This is a genomic window from Paenibacillus sp. JT31N11 (assembly GCF_056269285.1).
Genome location: NZ_JBWDNQ010000002.1, coordinates 980,790 through 1,000,686, shown reverse-complemented (window position 1 = coordinate 1,000,686; position 19,897 = coordinate 980,790). Strand labels below are relative to the sequence as shown.

At 49.5% G+C, this 19,897-nt stretch carries 15 protein-coding genes; 14 read left to right on the top strand and 1 reads right to left on the bottom strand.

Features of this window, described 5'->3' with window-relative positions:
- Positions 1 to 5 precede the first annotated feature (5 nt).
- Positions 6 to 2,207 (bottom strand): AraC family transcriptional regulator, encoded by a 2,202-nt coding sequence (locus tag AC0YNV_RS12420; RefSeq protein WP_475768370.1) that lies wholly within the window; start codon positions 2,205 to 2,207, stop codon positions 6 to 8.
- Positions 2,208 to 2,382: 175 nt separating this feature from the next.
- On the opposite strand from AC0YNV_RS12420, the gene AC0YNV_RS12415 reads away from it, so the two are divergent.
- From AC0YNV_RS12415 to AC0YNV_RS12350, 14 genes are all read left to right on the top strand, one after another.
- A complete protein-coding gene (locus AC0YNV_RS12415) occupies positions 2,383 to 3,885 on the top strand; it encodes an extracellular solute-binding protein (protein ID WP_475768369.1) in 1,503 nt (500 codons plus the stop codon).
- A gap of 337 nt (positions 3,886 to 4,222) precedes the next feature.
- A complete protein-coding gene (locus tag AC0YNV_RS12410; RefSeq protein WP_475768368.1) occupies positions 4,223 to 5,068 on the top strand; it encodes a fumarate hydratase in 846 nt (281 codons plus the stop codon).
- A gap of 16 nt (positions 5,069 to 5,084) precedes the next feature.
- Positions 5,085 to 5,639 (top strand): FumA C-terminus/TtdB family hydratase beta subunit, encoded by a 555-nt coding sequence (locus AC0YNV_RS12405; protein ID WP_475768367.1) that lies wholly within the window; start codon positions 5,085 to 5,087, stop codon positions 5,637 to 5,639.
- Positions 5,640 to 5,660: 21 nt separating this feature from the next.
- The gene (locus tag AC0YNV_RS12400) at positions 5,661 to 6,290 is read left to right on the top strand and encodes a hypothetical protein (protein WP_475768366.1); all 630 of its coding nucleotides are present in this window, start codon (positions 5,661 to 5,663) and stop codon (positions 6,288 to 6,290) included.
- Positions 6,291 to 6,512: 222 nt separating this feature from the next.
- Entirely contained in the window at positions 6,513 to 7,436 is a 924-nt protein-coding gene (locus AC0YNV_RS12395; protein ID WP_475768426.1) for an ABC transporter permease, read from the top strand.
- Between the two features lie 40 nt (positions 7,437 to 7,476).
- Positions 7,477 to 8,355 (top strand): carbohydrate ABC transporter permease, encoded by an 879-nt coding sequence (locus tag AC0YNV_RS12390; protein WP_210037914.1) that lies wholly within the window; start codon positions 7,477 to 7,479, stop codon positions 8,353 to 8,355.
- A gap of 172 nt (positions 8,356 to 8,527) precedes the next feature.
- Complete coding sequence (locus AC0YNV_RS12385) at positions 8,528 to 9,418, top strand: hypothetical protein (protein ID WP_475768365.1); 891 nt, start codon at positions 8,528 to 8,530, stop codon at positions 9,416 to 9,418.
- A gap of 68 nt (positions 9,419 to 9,486) precedes the next feature.
- Complete coding sequence (locus AC0YNV_RS12380) at positions 9,487 to 11,031, top strand: extracellular solute-binding protein (protein ID WP_475768364.1); 1,545 nt, start codon at positions 9,487 to 9,489, stop codon at positions 11,029 to 11,031.
- 156 nt (positions 11,032 to 11,187) lie between these two features.
- Entirely contained in the window at positions 11,188 to 12,288 is a 1,101-nt protein-coding gene (locus AC0YNV_RS12375; RefSeq protein WP_475768425.1) for a mandelate racemase/muconate lactonizing enzyme family protein, read from the top strand.
- Between the two features lie 91 nt (positions 12,289 to 12,379).
- Entirely contained in the window at positions 12,380 to 13,294 is a 915-nt protein-coding gene (locus AC0YNV_RS12370; protein WP_475768363.1) for a hypothetical protein, read from the top strand.
- 196 nt (positions 13,295 to 13,490) lie between these two features.
- A complete protein-coding gene (locus AC0YNV_RS12365; protein ID WP_475768362.1) occupies positions 13,491 to 15,800 on the top strand; it encodes a helix-turn-helix domain-containing protein in 2,310 nt (769 codons plus the stop codon).
- 53 nt (positions 15,801 to 15,853) lie between these two features.
- Positions 15,854 to 16,921 carry a tartrate dehydrogenase gene (locus tag AC0YNV_RS12360; protein ID WP_475768361.1) on the top strand — a complete coding sequence of 356 codons (1,068 nt, stop codon included), beginning with the start codon at positions 15,854 to 15,856 and terminating at the stop codon, positions 16,919 to 16,921.
- 308 nt (positions 16,922 to 17,229) lie between these two features.
- The gene (locus AC0YNV_RS12355; RefSeq protein WP_475768360.1) at positions 17,230 to 18,144 is read left to right on the top strand and encodes a Gfo/Idh/MocA family oxidoreductase; all 915 of its coding nucleotides are present in this window, start codon (positions 17,230 to 17,232) and stop codon (positions 18,142 to 18,144) included.
- A 39-nt stretch (positions 18,145 to 18,183) separates the two neighbouring features.
- Positions 18,184 to 19,896, top strand: a complete 1,713-nt coding sequence (locus AC0YNV_RS12350; protein ID WP_475768359.1) for a polysaccharide deacetylase family protein — start codon at positions 18,184 to 18,186, stop codon at positions 19,894 to 19,896.
- The last annotated feature ends 1 nt before the right edge of the window (position 19,897 follow it).

Genomic DNA, 19,897 nt, shown 5'->3' with positions numbered 1-19,897 from the left:
AACATTCAACCAGTCTGTCGGTCCTGACGGTATTTGCCCGGCGTTATGCCTTCTATTTTACGGAACGAACGAATGAAATTTTGGGAATTATTGTACTGCAGTTTTTCAGAAATTTCTTTTATGGACATCGTGGTCTCGACCAAATATCTGATCGCTTTGCTGTGGCGATGCACGGCTAAATACTCGCTGAAGGGGATGCCTACCTCCTTACGGAATACACTGCTTAAATAGTTGGGATTGTAATGCATTCTGGCGGCAATGGAATCCAGCGAAATCTCTTTATCAAAGTCTTCTTGAATAATCATGATGATTTGTTCGGAGATATTCTTGTATTGCGATAATGTCCGTTCTTCAATAGCCACGATAATGGGTTCGATTACGGATTGCCGCAACCAAACCTTGATTTCCTTTGTTGTCCGCAATTTGAACATGCGCTCGAAAACCGACTGGTTATCGGTAAATGGCATGTACTGGATGCCAAGGGAGTGTGTGAGCTGGATAAAGTCGATGAGTAATCGGGTTGTCCAAATTTCGTATTCCTTTGGCCCCATACGATTATTTGATAAATTCAGGTAGAACAAAGCCAATAGCTTGTCTACCTCCTCGCGATCCGCAAGTTTAATGGCATCCGACAATTCGTTCTGCACTTTGGAGGGAAAGAACGTGTGGATGGGATATCCCCCTTGCGGCAGCTCCTGGTAATAAATAATCGCTTTATCTCCCAGACGTATCCGGTTTTTCAATGCCTCTATGCTTTCTTGATGGGCCTGCTGGGTCGTGGACAGATCAAAGAACGGCAGGCTGACCCCTATGCTGACATCCACATGGAGATATTTGAAAATCGTACGTTGAATGTCTTGGGCCAGTAAATAAATATCTTCTTTCAATTTGTCCGGGTCTGCTGCGTTGTTCAGCAAAATGGTTGTTTGAGATTGGTCGATGACGACCGGCGTTAATCGGCGATTCTCGGCAATCAATTCTTCTATAATATTGTTAATAGCAAACAGCAACAGGTCCAAATCATTGTCGTCATACCGCGTTCCTTCCAATGTGTCAATCTGGATCGTAATGACGGACAATTGTTTATATGAATCGGTGAAGCCCAGCGATTGGAGCTTTTCGCTGATTTCCCTGGAGCCCAGTCCGCCCTGGAACAGCTTGAACATGAACAGGATTTTGAGCTGCCCTGTTTGTGTTTGCAGCTGACCCTCCAGCTCGGAAGAGAAATGAAACAATTTCTTGATGGGATTATAGATTCTCTTCGTTACGATCCAGGCGGTTATGAGCGCAGCAAGCAGCAGCACGATGCAGATCACGGCCGTAAACCAGCCAATTGCACGCGATTCCTTTGTCAGTTCTTTGATGGATATGAAGGATAGATAGATCCATCCGTTGTAATCGGATTTTTGGTAGGTAACGGTAAATTCAGTACTATGATTGTTAATCTGGAATTGTCCGGAAGAGGGAACCAGATCTGATATCGGATCAAGCACGGATAATTTGACATCCACATCTTTAAGCAAAGTCGGATTGGCTTCCAGGAAGATCTGTTGGTTCTGGTCTACGATCATTACGGATTCATTGGCCACATCATAGGAAAACATTTTACCAAGATAACAGACGGGGATTTGCGTAATAGCCAAGCCCTTTTTATTCATTGAATTGATGGGCAGTTTTTTAATTAATTGGATATTGGATTGGCAGTTGTCATAGGCTGCTGAATTATTAATAGGAGAGTCGACCATCCATACAGAATCGAACGGAAGATCAAGGTACCGGGTAAAACGATCCGCGTCTTTGATCTGATCCAGGCGATATAACCCGACATTATCAATAAACCATCTCTTATCCTGACTAAGCAAAATGATATCCGAAATGCCTGTATCGAAGGTTTGGAGATGAGTCAGTTCCTTTCTGATCTGATTGTACTGTTTAAATTGAGTTACAGTGAGGGGCTCGGTAAGGGTATCGATTAACAAGGCTGAGTTGACAAAGTAGGTAAGAGAATGGTCCGTTGTCTTCAATACTTGTTCAACGCTATTTTGAATACGAAACAGGTTCTGCTGCTTTGAATGATTGGCATTAATCTGAATCGTATGCGATGCCTTGAAGTATGAGAATATCCCAATCGTGATGACGGGCAGTGAACCAATGATTACACCAAATAACAGGATTTTTAGAAAATACATATTCGGTTGTTTACTCATTGATCCTCCTGGAAGAAAGATGATTGCGTCAGCGGGCGAGACTATAAAGCTTTGATATAATACGATGGATTCGTTACAATAAGTATAGCGCTTACATTCGGGAATTCAATACATATTTGTGCTCTATCATCCTAACCAGGGCAATGGTGAATGAACGGAGGAGGAGGTCAAGCAGATGAGGAGCATAGGGATGATAAGACTGTTTGTCTTGACCGGCATATTCATGATGCTCCTTAGCGGATGCTTCTATAATAACACTGGAGATAATGGAAAGACAAAGCAAAAAGAGGACCCATTGGAAATCACCTGGACGGCAATTCTTTATGCGCCTGCACCACCCTCTGATGTTGTGATCAGCAAAATTGAGGAAGCTACAAACACAGATTTGAGCTTTACCTGGGTACCGGACGCGGTAAGTGAAGATAAAATTACAATCGCGCTTGCTTCGCACACCCTTACCAAGGTTGTCACGATTCAAGACATCAAGAGCACTGCCTACTTGAATGCTGCCCGCGGCGGAGTGTTCTGGGAAATAGGTCCATATCTCAAGGATTTTCCCAATCTAAGCAATATGAATCCGTCGATTCTGCAGGATACGGCCATTGACGGCAAGAACTACGGCATCTACCGGGAACGTGATTTGTCCAGACAAGGAATTATTATTCGTAAGGACTGGCTGGAGAAGCTTGGTTTGCCGGAGCCTGAAACCCTCAATGATTTGTATAATATCTTTGTCGCCTTCAAGGAGCGGGACCCGGATGGCAATCTGATTCATGATACATTTGGAATACCTGACCGCAATGATTTGGTATTCGGTATATTTAAGACGCTGGCTTCCTACGAAGGAGCTCCGAATAGCTGGGGGTTGAAGGATGGAAAGCTGGTTCCTGATTTCATGTTCAAGGAATATATGGATACGATGAAATTCATGAAGAAGCTTTATGTGGAGAAGCTGATCAATCCGGACTTCGCCGTGACGAGCAAACAGCAGCAATGGGATTATTTTACGAATGAACATGCCGGTGTGTATATCGGGAATATGGATGATTCCAAGAATCTGAATAGTGCCTTGCTGAAAGTGAATCCCGATGCGCAGCTTGATTTGATCAACCGGATCAATGGGCCTGATGGCAAGCCTCATATATGGTCACAAGCCGGGCATAACGGGGTCTATGTTTTTCCCAAATCACAAGTGAAAACAGAAGAGGAATTGAAGCGGATTCTGGCTTTCTTCGACAGGTTGGGGGATCCGGATATATACAGGTTGACGCAGCTTGGCATAGAAGGGATTCATTATAAGGTGATCGGCGAGCGGGTTTATGAAAATATTTCAGGTGCCGCAGCAGCAATCGAGAAGGATGTTCGGCCACTGTCTTCGATTCAGGTCACCGTTCCCGAGCTGCTTAAACCGGATAATGACCCGTTACGGAAGAAGAATATTTTGTTCAACGCGGACAATGTCAATTTTATTGTTGCGAATCCTGCGGATGCTCTGGAATCGGTCACCTTCAATGAGAAAGGGAATGAACTGAACCAAATCATGGAGGACGCGACCTATGATTTTATTCTGGGCAGCATTGATGAAGCAGGATTCCAGAAAGCCATTGCGGTATGGAGCGAGCAAGGGGGAAATCAAGTCATTGACGAATACAATGAGGCATACCATGCAGCCCATTAGGTTAGAGCATTCAGCCCTTAAAGCAGATCATGCAGGGGACGGTTCGTTTAAAAACAATCATGGAAGCAGCCTTGGCTGATCACAGGATCCTGGTGATACAAACGGCAGTTTCTTCAATAACAGTACTCTCCTCCTGCAGCCGTAGGGGGTTTTTTACGTGCAATCATTGATGTCTGTTGATTATGAAGCAAAGCTTGCAAGATTATATCCGCTGGCAAATGCCCAGTTTCGCGTCATGTGCTCCAGCCTTCGAAAAATCTGGCGCTCTCCTGATTATATCCGGTTATGATGAAAGGGTGTTATGCTCGATTTAACAAAGCATAAAGGTGGAGATTACATGGTGCGTACTATACATGTGGACGAAATTGTCGATAACGTGGCTCGTTTATGTTGGGAGGCCTGCTATTATTTGCCTGCAGACATCGTGGAAGGCTTCAGGAAAGCAGAGCGGACAGAACAATCGCCTTTGGGCAAATCGATCATCAGTCAGCTCATCGAGAATGCCGAATTAGCAGCTGAGCAGCATATGCCTTATTGTCATGATACGGGACTTGCTATCGTATATGCCGATGTGGGCCAGGATGTTCACATTACGGGCGGTCCTTTCCTGGAAGCGATCCAGGCGGGTGTTCGAAAAGGCTACGAGGAGGGCTTCCTGCGCAAGTCGGTGGTCGGCGATCCGCTGCTGCGCGTAAATACAAACGACAATACGCCGGCTGTCGTTCATACGGAAATCGTGCCGGGGGATCAAATCAAGCTGACCTTGCTGCCCAAAGGCGGCGGCAGTGAAAATATGAGCGCCATGAAGTTTCTGCTGCCCGGCGAAGGGGAAGAGGGTGTCAAGCGGTTTGTGCTCGATACCATTATTGCTGCCGGAGGAAAAGCGTGCCCGCCGATTGTAGTCGGCGTCGGGATCGGCGGCTCCTTTGACAAGGTGACGGCGATTGCCAAGGAATCTGTGCTGCGTGAAATCGGACAGCATCATCACGAACCGCATATTGCGAGGCTTGAGAGGGAGTTGCTTGAGCTGGTTAACAAGACCGGAATCGGACCGCAAGGACTCGGCGGAACCAATACCGCACTTTGGGTATCCGTGGAAACCTATGCCTGCCACATTACGGCGCTCCCGGTCGCCGTTAATATTCAATGTCACGCCGCGCGGAAACAATCAACAGTCATTTAGGGAGGAGCTGTACAAGGTGACACAATACCGTGTAAGTACGCCGCTTGCTGAAGATTTCATTCATCAGCTCAAGGCTGGGGATGAGGTGCTGCTCTCCGGCGCCATCTACCTGGCCAGGGACGCTGCACATAAACGAATGATTGCCAGGCTTGAGCTGGGGGAGCAGCTTCCCGTCGATCTGAAAGGGCAAATTATTTTTTACGCAGGGCCTTGTCCTCCCAAACCGGGACAAATCATTGGTCCCATTGCCCCGACGACTGCTTTTCGGATGGACCCTTACGCCCCGGCCATGTACGAATACGGGGTGAAGGGGACGATAGGAAAAGGGCCGCGGGGGGATACGATCAAGGAGGCCTGCATGCGGTACAATGCCGTTTCTTTTGCGGCAATTGGCGGACTCTCCGCGGTACTTAGCCAGAAGGTGAGGGCCGTTGAAATTGTTGCTTATGAGGATCTGGGTCCGGAAGCGATCCGCTGGCTTCTGGTGGAGGACTTCCCGCTGCTGGTCGCTTATGATGCTCATGGAAATGATCTGTACGAACAGGAAATCGCAAAATACAGACAGCTATAAACTATTCGGAGGTCGGCAAATATGAGAAATGTGATGGTAATCGGGGACAGTATCTCTATCCAATATGGTCCCTTTTTGAGCAAGCTGCTGGAGGGCAAGTTCTGCTATGACCGAAAGCGCGGCGGGGATCAGGCGCTGGTCGATCTGGATAAAGCCATGGGCGCCAATGGCGGAGACAGCTCGATGGTTTTAAGCTATTTGAAGTCAGAATGCAAGAGCGGCGTGCGTTACGATATTTTGCTGCTGAACTGCGGCCTGCACGATATGAAGACGGATCCGCAAACCCGTGCCAAACAGGTTCCGCTTGACTCGTACGAGGACAACCTGAAGGAAATAGCCAAACTCGCCATGGAAATGGCAAACGTGGTGGTTTGGATTCGGACGACAGACGTCGTGGAGGAGCTTCATAATATACCAGGCAAAACGTTCCACCGGTTCCATGAAGACGTCTTGCTTTATAATGCAGCGGCTGACTCCATCTTCGCAGGCCTGGGAATACCCCGAATCGACCTGTACAGCTTGACCAGGAAATTCGGAAACTCCGCTTACTGCGATCATGTTCACTTTGTAGATGAGGTGCGGCGGTCGCAAGCGGCATTTATAGCGGGTTTCCTGGAATCGCGATTTGACAATAGCGCAGCCGGCAGTTAACACCTCTAAATGATTATGCGGAGTCGCTCTTATGATTATCAGGCTGGATGAAGCCTGATATACCGCTTTTTGAAAGCGCATCCATTTTGACTCTCTAGTGATTGTATCCGGTTACGACAGGTGATGGTATGCTCGGCTTAACACGAACCCGTCATACAAACCTTGTATGCAGAAAGGATGATCAAATCATTGAAAGCGCTATCGGCAAATAAACCGAATCCCATGGTTACGCCCACGGCTGGAGACTTTCTCAAGAAACGGTTGATCAAAAACCGCTGGATGTACTATATGCTGGCGCCGGGTATTTTGTATTTTCTTATCTTCAAATATGCGCCTATGTGGGGCGTGCTCATCGCTTTCCAGGATTACTCGCCCTTTACCGGTTTCTTGAAAAGCTCTTGGGTCGGCTTCGAGCATTTTCGCATTTTCTTCAGCGAGCCCGAGTTTTGGATGCTGTTTAGAAATACATTTATTCTGGCGGTCTATAATATTTTGTTCTTTTTTCCGCTTCCCATTATTATTGCGCTTTTGTTGAACGAGGTGCGTAAGGAGGCATACAAGCGGGTTATTCAAAGCTTGATTTATATTCCCCATTTTATTTCCTGGGTCGTCGTCGTTGGGCTTGCCTATATTCTGTTCACCACCGAAGGCGGCATTGTGAATGAGCTTATCTTTCAATATGGCGGGGAAAAGATTAATTTTCTGCTTAATCCGGATTGGTTCCGGGTGATGATCGTCAGCGAGTCGATCTGGAAGGAAACCGGATGGGGCACGATTCTATTCCTGGCTGCGCTGTCGGGTGTCGATCCCCAGCTGTATGAAGCGGCCCGGATGGATGGAGCCGGCCGGTGGAAGCAAATGGTTCATGTCACGCTTCCCGCGATTCAAAGCACGATTGTGGTGCTGCTCATTCTTCGCATGGGATCTTTTCTGGATACCGGATTTGAGCAGATATTCCTGATGCTTAATCCAATGAATCGGGAGGTCGGAGAGGTATTCGAGACGTATGTGTATGAACGCGGCATCCAGCAAGGGGATTTCAGCTATTCAACGGCGGTCAATTTGTTCAAATCGGCCATCGGCATTATTTTGGTGGTCAGCTCTAATTACTTCGCCAAGAAGATGGGCGAGGAAGGCATCTATTAGAAGTACAACGTCTATCGCTGGCAGATAAGGAGTGGGTAACATGCGTAAGGGATCGCTTGGCAGCAGATTGTTCGATATCGGCAACAACACCTTTCTGGGTTTGTTCGGTCTGGCCACGGTGCTTCCGTTTATTTATGTCGTCGCAGGCTCGTTCACCTCACCTCAGGAATTTATCACCAGGAAGATTGTGTTGTTCCCGCATGAGTTTTCCCTGGAGGGATACATCTATATTTTCTCCACAAGCGTGCTCCTCACAAGCTTGGGGGTAACGATCTTTATTACGGTCACCGGAACCGCGATCAATTTGCTGTTTACCTGCCTGATGGCCTATCCGCTGGCCCGTAAGGATCTGGACGGACGGCGGATCATCATGCTGGGGGTCATATTCTCGATGCTGTTCAGCGGAGGAATGATTCCGACGTTTCTGGTCGTCAAGTCATTGGGGATGATCAATTCCTATTGGTCGCTGCTCCTGCCCGGAGCGATCAGCGCATTTAACCTGATCGTGCTGAAGAACTTTTTCCAGCAGATGCCGGAGGGGCTGGAGGAGGCGGCCAAAATCGACGGCTGCAATGATCTGCGTATCTTGTGGCAAATTGTACTGCCCCTCTCGCTCCCGGCCATTGCCACCTTCTCGCTATTTTACGCGGTTAACCACTGGAACTCCTTTTTCCATGCGGTGCTGTACATCAACGACAGCTACAAGTGGCCGATTCAGGTGTGGCTGCGGCAAATCGTTATCCTATCGTCGGGCGGACTGGGCGATTCGGCGACCTTTGATTCCAACTATATCGTTCCGCCGAGTCAGATTATCAAGATGTCCGTCATCGTCATATCCACGCTGCCGATCCTGTGCGTCTATCCGTTCCTGCAGAAGCATTTTGCCAAAGGAGCCTTGATCGGTTCTGTTAAAGGATAAGAAATCATGTCTTCCACAGAAGGAGGTTCTATGAATAATCTCTATCAGATGGAACGTTCACCACCGAAGCCAAGACGCAAAAGCTGCCAGCGGTGAAACGACAACCGCGGCTGATCGGACACCAAAGCCCCTGTAAAAGGAAAGCAGCCAATTTTGAAACGGAGGATGAGACATGTCAGAGAGCGTAACTCAAACAGCCTTAATCGAGGATTGTCTTGCCATAATGCTGGTATCGGATCAAATCTGCGAAGCTTTTAAAGAGGTGGCCCAAGGCCATGCGAATTTTGCCCAGTTCGGCAGCGTAACAGACATCTCCGCGGGCTTTCCGGTCCAACTATTGGAGAAATACCGTGACAACTGGGACTCCCATAAGAAGCCAGAAGAGGAAATTGGCTTCAGGTCTGCCCCGCTTGTACCCAAAACCAAACCGGAATCCATCCTGGCCTTTGTTCTTGGCTGGTTATGCCACAGGGCTGCCGAGCATCACCTGAAGCCGGAAACGGCAGAATCCGGAATGTACCGTGACGCTTTTCTTTTCCACCGCTTGTACGTGAATAACAGCAATACGCCGGAACCCTACAGAACAGAGGCATACGATAAAAGGGCCAAAGGCCTGCCTGCCTCAGCTTCCATCAGCAGCAGGGATGTACAGGAATTGTTCCAGGTTATACAGCAGCGCCTTCTCATCGAGATGCATACCTTCGTTCCGGACGTTGAAGATATTGAAGGCTGGCTCGACAGGCTGCATGCCAAATATCAGGAGCGGGCTGCATATATGGACCGCTATGCGGAAGCTGTAATGAACCCGGACCCGGCGAAGGTGCAGCAGCTTGTGACGGATACGAACTTCTATGACGACGAGGATGCGATTATTCAATTGGCTCAAGCAGTCCGGCAGGGGAGGAAGCCGTCACAGGAAACGATCGAAGCGGCGTTCGCAGCCGAGCCGGGGAGCAGCTATGCGAAGGCCTTGAAGGAGGGCCTCGGCAACCTGCGCAATGCCAGCGCGTTCTTCTCAGGCGGGATTGAATCGAATAAATTGAACAAGCTTTTGGCTGTCTAGCGAAAAAGGTCATGCAGCGTGGATACGGGCTTGCGGTTTAATCCAAAAAACCATGGGGGGTTCATTACATGTCCATTCAATGGAAATCGAAGTACTTGCTCAGTCTTGCCGGAAGTATTCTAATCACTGCGGCGTTAGCCGGCTGCAGCAGCCCAGGTCCCTCGGCATCCGATAATCCGCAGGGGAACACGCCTGCGAATGAGGAGAAGCCGTTTGTTATTACCATGATGAATTTGTCTGTATTATCCGAGCCGCCCAAAGAAAACGACCCGATCATTACCGCCGTAGAAAAGCTGACCAACACCGATTTGCAAATTCAATGGGTTCCCAACGGCACTTATGACGAAAAGGTAAATGCCACTATAGCTTCAGGTCAACTGCCGATGGTCCTGCTCGTTGGTTCCCCGACCCCATCCCATATTAAATCCGCCATGAAATCCGATCAGTTTTGGGAAATCGGGGCTTATCTCAAGGATTATCCTGATCTGGAGAAAGCACTGAACCCGGAGGTTTTGAAAAGCACCATGGTCGGAGGTAAAGCCTATACGATCAACCGCGCCCGCTCGCTGGTCGGCGATGGCATGATTTACCGTACGGATTGGCTGAACAAGCTTGGCTTGAAGCCGCCGGCTACGCTGGATGAAATGTATGAAGTGATCAAGGCGTTTGCAACCCAGGATCCGGACGGCAACGGAAAGGCGGATACCATCGGTCTTGCCGAAGAAAAAGGCCTTCGCGGCTTCAAGTTCATATTGGCGGCTATGGGCGGCGGAAACGTATGGGAAGTCAAAGACAACAAAATCGTGCCTGCCCATGAAAGCCAGGCTTATATTGACGCCATGGACTGGTATAAACGGTTGTATGAGGAAAAGCTGATCAATCAGGATTTCGCGATCACGGAGCGGGTGCAAAATATCGATAACGGCAATAAAGGGCTCTTCGGCTTTCGATTGGGCGACAACGACTTTGTTGCCCGCCATACCGAGCTGTTCAAGCTTAATCCCAGTGCCGAGATGGACACCTCAAGCATCCTTGAAGGCGTAAACGGGAAGAAGCTGCTGATGGATGCAGGCGTGTCGGGAGCCTTTGTCATCCCGAAGCAAACCGTCAAGACGGAAGCGGATTTGCGGCGGATTCTGCAATACTTCGATAAGCTTTCCACCGAAGAGGGTCAAAATATTTTCGAATGGGGCATTGAAGGCGTCCACTATTCCGTAGCAGACGGGAAAGCGACCCGTACGCCGGAGCAGGCCACCAAGTATGCGGCAGAGGTGATACAGATGCAGCAGGCTATGCAGGTTGCCGACGGATCGCTTGCTATGGAGGGCACATTGGATAAGTACACGGCAAAATTTAAAGCGGCCAAAAAAGAAGCGGCAGCCATTCCGGATATATTCGTAGTCAATCCGGCAGCGGCTTACAGCTCGTCCACGTATGATCAAAAACGCACACAGCTTGATAAAATTATTAATGACGCGCGGATTAAATATATCATGGGTGAAATAGACGGCAAGGGCTGGCAGCAGGCGCTTGACAGCTGGACGCAATCCGGCGGCGATAAAGTGCTGGAGGAACTGAACAAGGAATATCAGGCCGACCCGAACAAGCAATAGCTCATCTGCACGGCCGCGAAATTTAAGGAGGGGTAGAGCCTGAATAAGCTATATAGCGATTTGTCGTATTTGCACCTGGACGGTTCCCTGACCAAAGCCAGAAGTCATGTAAGCACGGAAGAACTGGAGGAGGAGGCAAATTCTGCGGTCTTGAAGGTGGATGATCTGCGCTCACCGGTCATTATCGAATCGATGGAGCTGCTTTTCAACAACGGGTTATATTTCCTGAGGTCCCGGTCAAAGGACGGCTCCGAGGGGGTGGCTGTGGCCAGCGAGCGTGCGTTATATTTGCATCCTCTTCTCAAGCAGCTGATTCTGCCGTATTTTATCGGTAAGGATGCCCGGGATTTGGAGCAGCTGCTGGAAGGAGTCTATGTGTACCAAAGCAACTATAAGCTTTCGGGTCTTGCTTTGTGGTGCTGCATCTCATGGGTGGAAGCCAGTCTGCTGGATATGCTCGGCAGGATAAGCGGCAAGCCCATTGGCGCTCTTCTGGGAGAGGTCGTACGGAATGAGATTCCGATTTACGTTGCCAGCGGGAACCGGGGAACTACGCCGGAAGAGGAAATTGAGGTGCTCCAGGGGAGAATGGAGGAAACAGGTGCCAAGGCCGTGAAATTCAAGGTGGGCGGTCGGATGAGCAAAAATGCGGATTCGATCAAAGGACGCTCGGAAAGCCTCATCTATATGACCCGGAAGGTTTTTGGCGACCGTATCGCCATCCTCGCGGACGGCAACGGCTCCTACGACCCTGCTGCAGCCATCAAATACGGAAAAATGCTGGAGGAAATCGATGCGTTTTTCTATGAAGAGCCGTGTCCCTTCGAGCATCTGGAAGATACGAAGGAGGTTGCAGATACTCTGGATATCCCTATGGCATTCGGTGAACAGGAAACCAGCATGAGGCGCTTTAGATGGATCATCGACAACGATGCCGCTCAGGTTGTTCAGCCGGACCTGCAGTATAATGGAGGTTTCATAAGAAACACCCGGATAGCCAGAATGGCCGCTCTAAAAGGGATTCCGGTCACACCGCATATCTCCGGCGGCTTCGGTTATGTATATGTGCTTCATTATGCTTCGTATATACCGAATATCGGGAAGTTCCAGGAGGATAAATCGGGCATTAAACAGACCGGTTTCTTATTCCCGGACATGGAGGTCAGGGACGGCACCATCAAAGCGCCGACAGGTCCTGGCTTGGGCATGGACGATTCTACGGTTAATGCTTTACTGCGCAGAGCGTATTTATTTTGAAAATGATTTTCTCAGGATTGTTCCTTGTTACGATTGTTGCTGTCCAAGATGGAAGGCCCGCTATACAATAAGAATAGACGGAGGATGAGACATGTCTGAGAATGTCACCCACACAGCGGTAGTGGAAGACTGCTTTAATCTGATGTTTGCATCGGACACGATCTGTGAGGCCTTTAAAGAATCGGGCCGCAGCCACATCCAGTTCTCGCAATTCGGCAGCGTAACGCGCTCCGGAGATAAATTTACCATTCCGCTGCTGGAGAAATACCGGACGAACTGGGAGGAACGCAAGGATGAGGAGCAATTAGAGTATAAGCTGGCCTTTGTTCTTGGCTGGCTGTGCCACCGCGCGGCTGACCGTCAGATGAAGGTTGTATTTCGTGAGGCGGAACCGGAATCGAGGGAGTTCCCGACGGACTGCAGCATTTATCATGACGCCTTTATTTTCCACAAATTATACGAAAACAACAGCCGCACGCCGTTTCCGTACAGAACGGCAAACTTCGAGACCGGCATGGGAAGCCTGCAGGCGGCACAGGCGGTCAACGTGAATGGTGCGGCAGATACGTTCCGCTTTATTTGGCAGCGTACGCTTATCGGGCTGCAGACGTTTACGCCCGATACGGAGAATGTGGAGGTCTTTTTCGAAAAGCTGCATGCCAGGCACCAGGAGCAGACGATCCAACTGGACCGCTACGCGGAAGCGGTGGTGACGCCTGTCCAAGGCAAAGTGCAGCGGTTTGTGAAGGACACTAACTTCTATAACGAAGAGGATGCGATCATCCGGCTGTCCCAGGCACTTCGTCAAGGAGCGGCGAAGCCTTCCCGGGAAGAAATTGAAGGGGCTTTCGCGGAAGAGCCGACAAGCCATTATGCCCAGGCAGTGAAAATGGGCTTTGGCTATTTGCGGAGTGCCAGCGCCTATTTCACGGGAATCATTGACCAGGATACATTGAGGGACCAATTGGATGTAGGCAAGAAGGGCAGAGACGGCCAGTCGGTTTAACCTATTATCCCGCAGCAGCGATAACCAGCCCTAAGCAAATGAACCGGCTCTTGCAAGTAACCGTTAAGGCCATGCAGCGGTGGGAAGGAAGTATCGTTAATCAAGAGAACGATCCTGTCATTACAACTGCACAGAACAATCATCCATATTGCTTACAGGTTGGTTTTACTGCTGTATAAATAGGTGGTGGCTGCTCATGTTTAAATTCAACAGATATCTGACTAAGATGATTGTGTTCACAATTGGAGTCAGTACGCTCCCAATCATTTTGCTTGGCCTGTTTTTCTACACGAGGACCTCTGGAACGATTCAGGAAAAGGTTAATGAAGGGAACATTCTTATTCTGGAGCAGACACGACTGCGCGTGGAGCAGGTGCTGGTTACGCTCGATCTTCAGATTGCGCGGCTCTCGGACAGCACCTTGGTTATGGAAGTGCTGGATAATGGCATTATTCCATCCCAATTTATTCTGGTTCGAAACATATTAACCTCCATGTCGCAGGTCCAGACCTTTGATGTCGGCGTACAGGATATTCACTTGATCAACTTAAAGAAGAACTGGATATTAAACAGCGGCGGACTCAATAAGCTGTCGGATTCGGAGTCTTCAAAAATATCGGGCTATCTGAATATTAACAATGACAAGTTCTGGATTGCCGGTCAGGAGCGTTTGCTCCATAACGCCAGCAGCGCAGCTGAACCAAGCCTCACCATTAATCTGGTTAAAAAAATTCCCGCTTTTTCCGAGAATCCCGATGGCATGTTTATTGTCGAAATCCCCAGCAAGCAGCTGCGCAGCTACTTGTCCAACAACAATACGCTGGGAGAAGTTATTATTCTCGATGAGTCCTACCATGTCCTGGCCACCCAGAACGAAACCATGCAGATGGAAGGGGAGGGCCTTGACACGCTGATAGCCAGGCTGCGCAAATCGGAAGAGCCATCCGGTTTATACGAAGCCCAATATGGCGATAAACAGGTTGGCGTTGCGTTCCAGCGCTCCTCTTTCAATGGATGGGTGTACATATCCGTCATTCCCATTGAGCAGATCCGCTTTGAGTCAAGAAGAACGGGATGGATCATACTGGCCACCTGTATTATAATGCTGTTTATAGCGGTTATTTTTTCTCTTACCGGCTCACAGCGTATGTACGCTCCGATTCAACGGCTGTACCAATCCCTAATTGCCAACCAGGACAAGGGACGTAAACGGATTGATGAATTTCATACGATCAATGAGGGCTTCACGCGCATGCGCAATGTTCAAGTGCAGATGGCCGATCAAATCAAGAACCACATCCGGCAGCTGGAGGAGTATTATGTGCTCAAGCTGGTAAGGGGGGATATGAAAGCTTCAGAAATCAATGAGAAGCTGGGGCATCTGAATATCGGCTTGAACAAATGGAAACGGATGGCTGTGCTCACGATCCAAATCGATACCTTGAAAGGCACGCGGTACAGTGAAAGGGACAGCGAGCTGCTGCTTTTTGCTATAAGCAATATGGTAGGCGATCTTATACCGCAGCATAACCGGCTGGTACCCATTGTCGTGCAGTCCTCTCAGGTAACGCTCATCTTTGATGATCCGAAATCGACAGAGGAATTCCGAACCTATATGTATGCGATTGCCAAAAAGGTTCAGGACGAGGTCGAGAATTATTTGTCGCTGCGGATCAGTATCGGAATCAGCAGGTCTTACGGCGGACTCAAGGATGCCAACAGAGCTTATAAGGAAGCGATGGATGCACAGAAGTACAGGGTGCTGTTTGGACAGCGGACCATTCTTCACATTGATGACGTACAGCCTGTCCAGAATGTGACTACGGAATATCCAAAGGAGCTGGAACGGCAAATATTTGATGCCGTCAAGATGGCGGACCGCGAAAAAACCCGACAGCTGCTGGATCCCTTCTTCGAGGAAATTTCCGGGCAATATCAAAATTATAACGACTATCAAATTGCGGTTACAAGGTTTTTTGTCAATCTGATCAGGCTTCTGCAGGACAGCGGCATCTCCCATTTCGAGCTGCTCGGAGGCGATCCGCCGCTCATGGAGCAGTTGTATGCGCTTGCATCGGTTGAGGATGTGCGGAACTGGTTTAAATCCCAGATTATCGAGCCTATGGTATGCGTGTATGAACAGCAGCGGAAAACGAAATATCAAACCATCTCCCAAGAGGTAGTGCAGATGATTCATGATCATTATGATACCGACATCAGCCTTGAATCGTGCTCCAACCTGCTTAATTATCATCCCAGCTATATCGGCAAGGTGCTCAGGCAGGAGATGGGGATCAGCTTCAGCGACTATTTGATGCAATACCGGTTAAATAGAGCAAAGGAAATGCTGGAGGATACGGATATGAAAATATCCGAAATCGCGGGAAAGCTGCGATACAACAATTCGCAGAACTTTATTCGATCTTTCCGGAGGCTGGTGGGGATGACGCCCGGAACCTATCGTGATGAATACATCGATAAGCTGTGTAATGGCCAGAAGCTTTGAGGAGAACGTTTCGCACTCAAACGGAACGATCAGATTGCGTGGAGGTATCGAGGATGAACAGTTATGAGATTGCCGTCATTCCGGGGGATGGAATCGGCAAGGAGGTTGTACCCGCTGCTTTGAGAGTGCTGGAGGCAGCTGCGCAGATTGATGGCGGGCTGGCTTTTAAATGGACGGAATTTCCTTGGAGCTGCGAATACTATTTGGAGCATGGTCGGATGATGCCGTCAGACGGCATATCGACCTTACGCAGCTTCGATCAGATTTTTCTCGGAGCCGTCGGCATGCCCGATCTGGTACAGGACCATATTTCGCTCTGGGGCTTGCTCATCCAGATCCGCCGGGAGATGAAGCAGGCCGTTAACGTTCGTCCGGCCAAGCTGCTGCGCGGGCTGCGTTCCCCGCTCAGGGAACCCAAGGACTTCGATCTGGTCGTAGTCCGGGAGAATTCCGAGGGTGAATATTCGGAAATCGGAGGGCGGATTCATCGCGGTCCGGATGAAATGGCGATTCAAAACGCTGTTTTTACACGCAAGGCTACGGAGCGTGTAATGAACCATGCATTCGAGTTGGCCAAGGACCGTAAGGGCCATGTGACGAGCGCTACCAAATCGAACGGAATCACCTACAGCATGCCGTTTTGGGACGATGTGTTCAAGGGAGTTTGTACAGCATATCCTGACATTCCGACTTCAGCGATTCATATCGATGCCTTAGCTGCCTTTTTCGTGATGAAGCCTCAAATTTTTGATGTTATCGTTGCATCCAATTTATTCGGGGATATACTAACGGACCTGGGCGGAGCCATTATGGGCAGTATTGGAATTGCTCCTGCCGCGAATTTGAATCTGGAGCGGGAATACCCTTCGATGTTCGAGCCTGTCCACGGATCAGCACCGGACATTGCAGGCAAAGGGCTGGCCAATCCGATAGGACAAATTTGGACCGCCAAAATGATGCTGGATTTTCTTGGATATAAGGAAATTGGGGAGCTTGTCCTGGCTGCCATTGAAGATACGCTGGAGGCGGGTGTGAAGACCCGTGATCTTGGCGGCAATGCGACGACCAATGAGGTTACACAATCCATTCTGGATCATCTGTTAAATAAGCAGAGATCATAGATTAGCAATTGGGGTTGATAGAAACCCGAATTCGTAAAAAGGCGTAATCATCTAACCGTCAACCGAAAGGTTGAAGTTAGACGGTTACGCTTTTTTTACATAACGCGAGTTGAAGTCCACTACATAAAAGAGAGGTATTTGTCATCGCCAATTGTTAATGCGGCCATTATTCTTGGGAGCTGATTCTGGTGTTTTCTCAGGATGGAATTGCCGAAAAAAGAATTGACAGGAAGATGAAATGCCAGTAATGTAAATTTATAATACAGGTATATAACAAGTATCTATAAAAAGGGTCAGGAGGAGGAAGCTTGAGCGATTCAACATTGAAGATCGGCATGATCGGATTGGATACTTCGCATGTAACAGCCTTTACCGAGATGCTTCACAAAATCGATCATCCTTACCATGTTCCTGGAGGCAGGATTGTCACTGCTTTTCCCGGAGGTTCACCTGACTTTGAATTAAGCCGTTCCAGAGTTGAAGGATTTACAGAAAACCTGTCCGGAACATACGGCGTTGAAATGAAGGACACCATCGAAGAGGTGGCCGCCGTAAGTGACGCCATTCTGCTTGAGACCGTCGATGGCAGGGTTCATCGGGAACAGTTCATGAAGGTCGCGCCTTACGGTAAACCGGTATTTATCGATAAGCCTTTTGCGATTTCCTTGGCGGATGCGGAAACCATCGCTGCAGCAGCGAAACAATATCAGGTTCCGCTTATGAGCTGCTCCGCGCTCCGGTATGCGGAAGGGTTGACGGCTGATTTGGAGAACTCCGGGAAGGAGTCCATCATGGGCATGGACTGCTATGGTCCAATGGCGTTGGAGCCGACTCAGCCGGGCCTGTTCTGGTATGGCATCCATACGGCGGAGATGCTGTTTGCGGCCATGGGATCGGGCTGCGTTCAAGTAAGCGCGGTGACGAATGAACATCATGACCTTATCGTTGGCGTTTGGAAGGATGGACGTATAGGAACCATACGCGGCAACCGAAAGGGCAATTCGCAATTCGGAGCCGTTATCCATCGAATGGATAGCTCGAGCTTCATTGATGTGTATGCGCAGAAAAAACCTTATTATGCCAGCTTGCTGGAACAAATCATGGCGATGTTCCGTTCCGGAAAATCGCCGATCGTTCTGGAGGAAACGCTTGAAATCATCCGCTTTATCGAAGCGGCCAACATCAGCCGGAGCAGCGGCAGAACCATCAGGCTTTCCGCTTGAAGACAACAATTTAAACATGAAGGGATGCGGAGCAAGCGCATGAGAATGGCTAGAATAGGCGTGCTGTCGGATCAACAGGCTGCCCGGCGCCGCCACCGTTACGGCATTAACGTATTCGAATCGTATATCGGTGAGCTGTTGGCACATGCAGGATTGCCTTTTCAATGGATAAATCGGTTAGGGGATATTCAGCAGTACGATCCGGATGTATTAATCATCGCCTTAGCAGAGGAAGATCCGGAGACGGAAGAAGCGATTTGGGCATATTCGGAACAAGGCGGTACTGTTATTTCATACGGGGGCTTGAACCGGCTTGCCGTCAGGCTCGGCTGCTTCGAGCAGCGGGAATTGGCGGTTGGCTATACGGATCCGGACCGGCAAGGAGCGTTCGGTGATGTGCCTCTGCGGTATTTAAGCGCCAAGCCGTGGGAGATTGGCGAAACTTCCGTCGCCTATTGCGCCCAGGCATCCGGAACGCTGCGTATCGATACACCGGACGGAGCGGAGGCAGGCGCTGCACTGCTGCAATTCACCATCGGAAGGGGCAGGATAGACCGCTGGTCCGTCAACATTCCGAAGACGGTCGTGATGTTCCAGCAGGGAACAAGCCCGGTGCTTCACGACGGCATTCCGGCCAAAGACGGAACGGGCAGCGTAGATGAAGGGATCTTGAAGGCGGATGACCGCTGCGGAATGGATTGGGAGCTGGACCGTCTCTATACGGAGACGGGCGCCCCTTATTTTGCTTATCCTTACGCAGACATCTGGAGGGAGCATCTGATTGCGCATCTGCTGCAAATTGTGACCGGTAAAGGATTGACGATTCCTGTAATCGGCTACTGGCCGGACGGCGTTCAATGTGTAGCGGCCATATCACATGACAGCGACCTTAATATCGACGAGACTGCTGACACTACACTGGATGTCCTGAAGGAATGCGGGATACATTCGACCTGGTGCATGATTGAGCCAGGGTATCATTCTGATGTCTATGAGCGTGTCAAACGCGATGGACATGAACTCGCCTTTCATTATAATGCGCTCGATATCCAGAATGGGAAGTGGAGCGAGGACGAATTCGACCGGCAGTTCGAATGGTTGAAGCAGGCAACAGGCCTGCATGCTGTCACCTCGAACAAAAATCACTATACCAGGTACGAAGGCTGGGGAGAGCTGTTTGAATGGTGCGAAAAGAATGGCATACAGGCGGATCAAACGAGGGGTCCGAGTAAAAAAGGCAACATCGGTTTCCTGTTCGGAACCTGCCATCCCTATTTTCCCATCGCCTGGTTCGATCGGCATAACCGTTTGTATGACGTGCTGGAAATCAGTTTCCTGACTCAGGATCTGGATCATGTCAACTTGGCGGATTCCAGCGTCGTGATCCCTTTCCTGGAGCAAACCGCGAAGGTGGAGGGAGCAGCGCATTTTCTCTTCCACCAGGTCCATATCCATCAGCAGCCTGCAGTGACGGATGCGCTGCGGAAGGTGGTCGCCGAAGCCGTCAAGAGGGGGTTCCAGTTCTGGACGTCGGAGCAAATCAACAATTGGGAGCGTTCACGCCGGGGGATAAGGATCGACGGAATTGGGGAGCAGGGAGAGATCATGGCAAGCGGTACAGAGGGGATCAACGGGATTATCGTCTATCTGCCGATGCCAATTACGGAAGCAGGACCTAATGTGGTAGAACGTTTCGGTGTGCCATGCAGGAAGACGGTGCTCAACCGTTCATCAAGAAATTTGTCCTTATAGG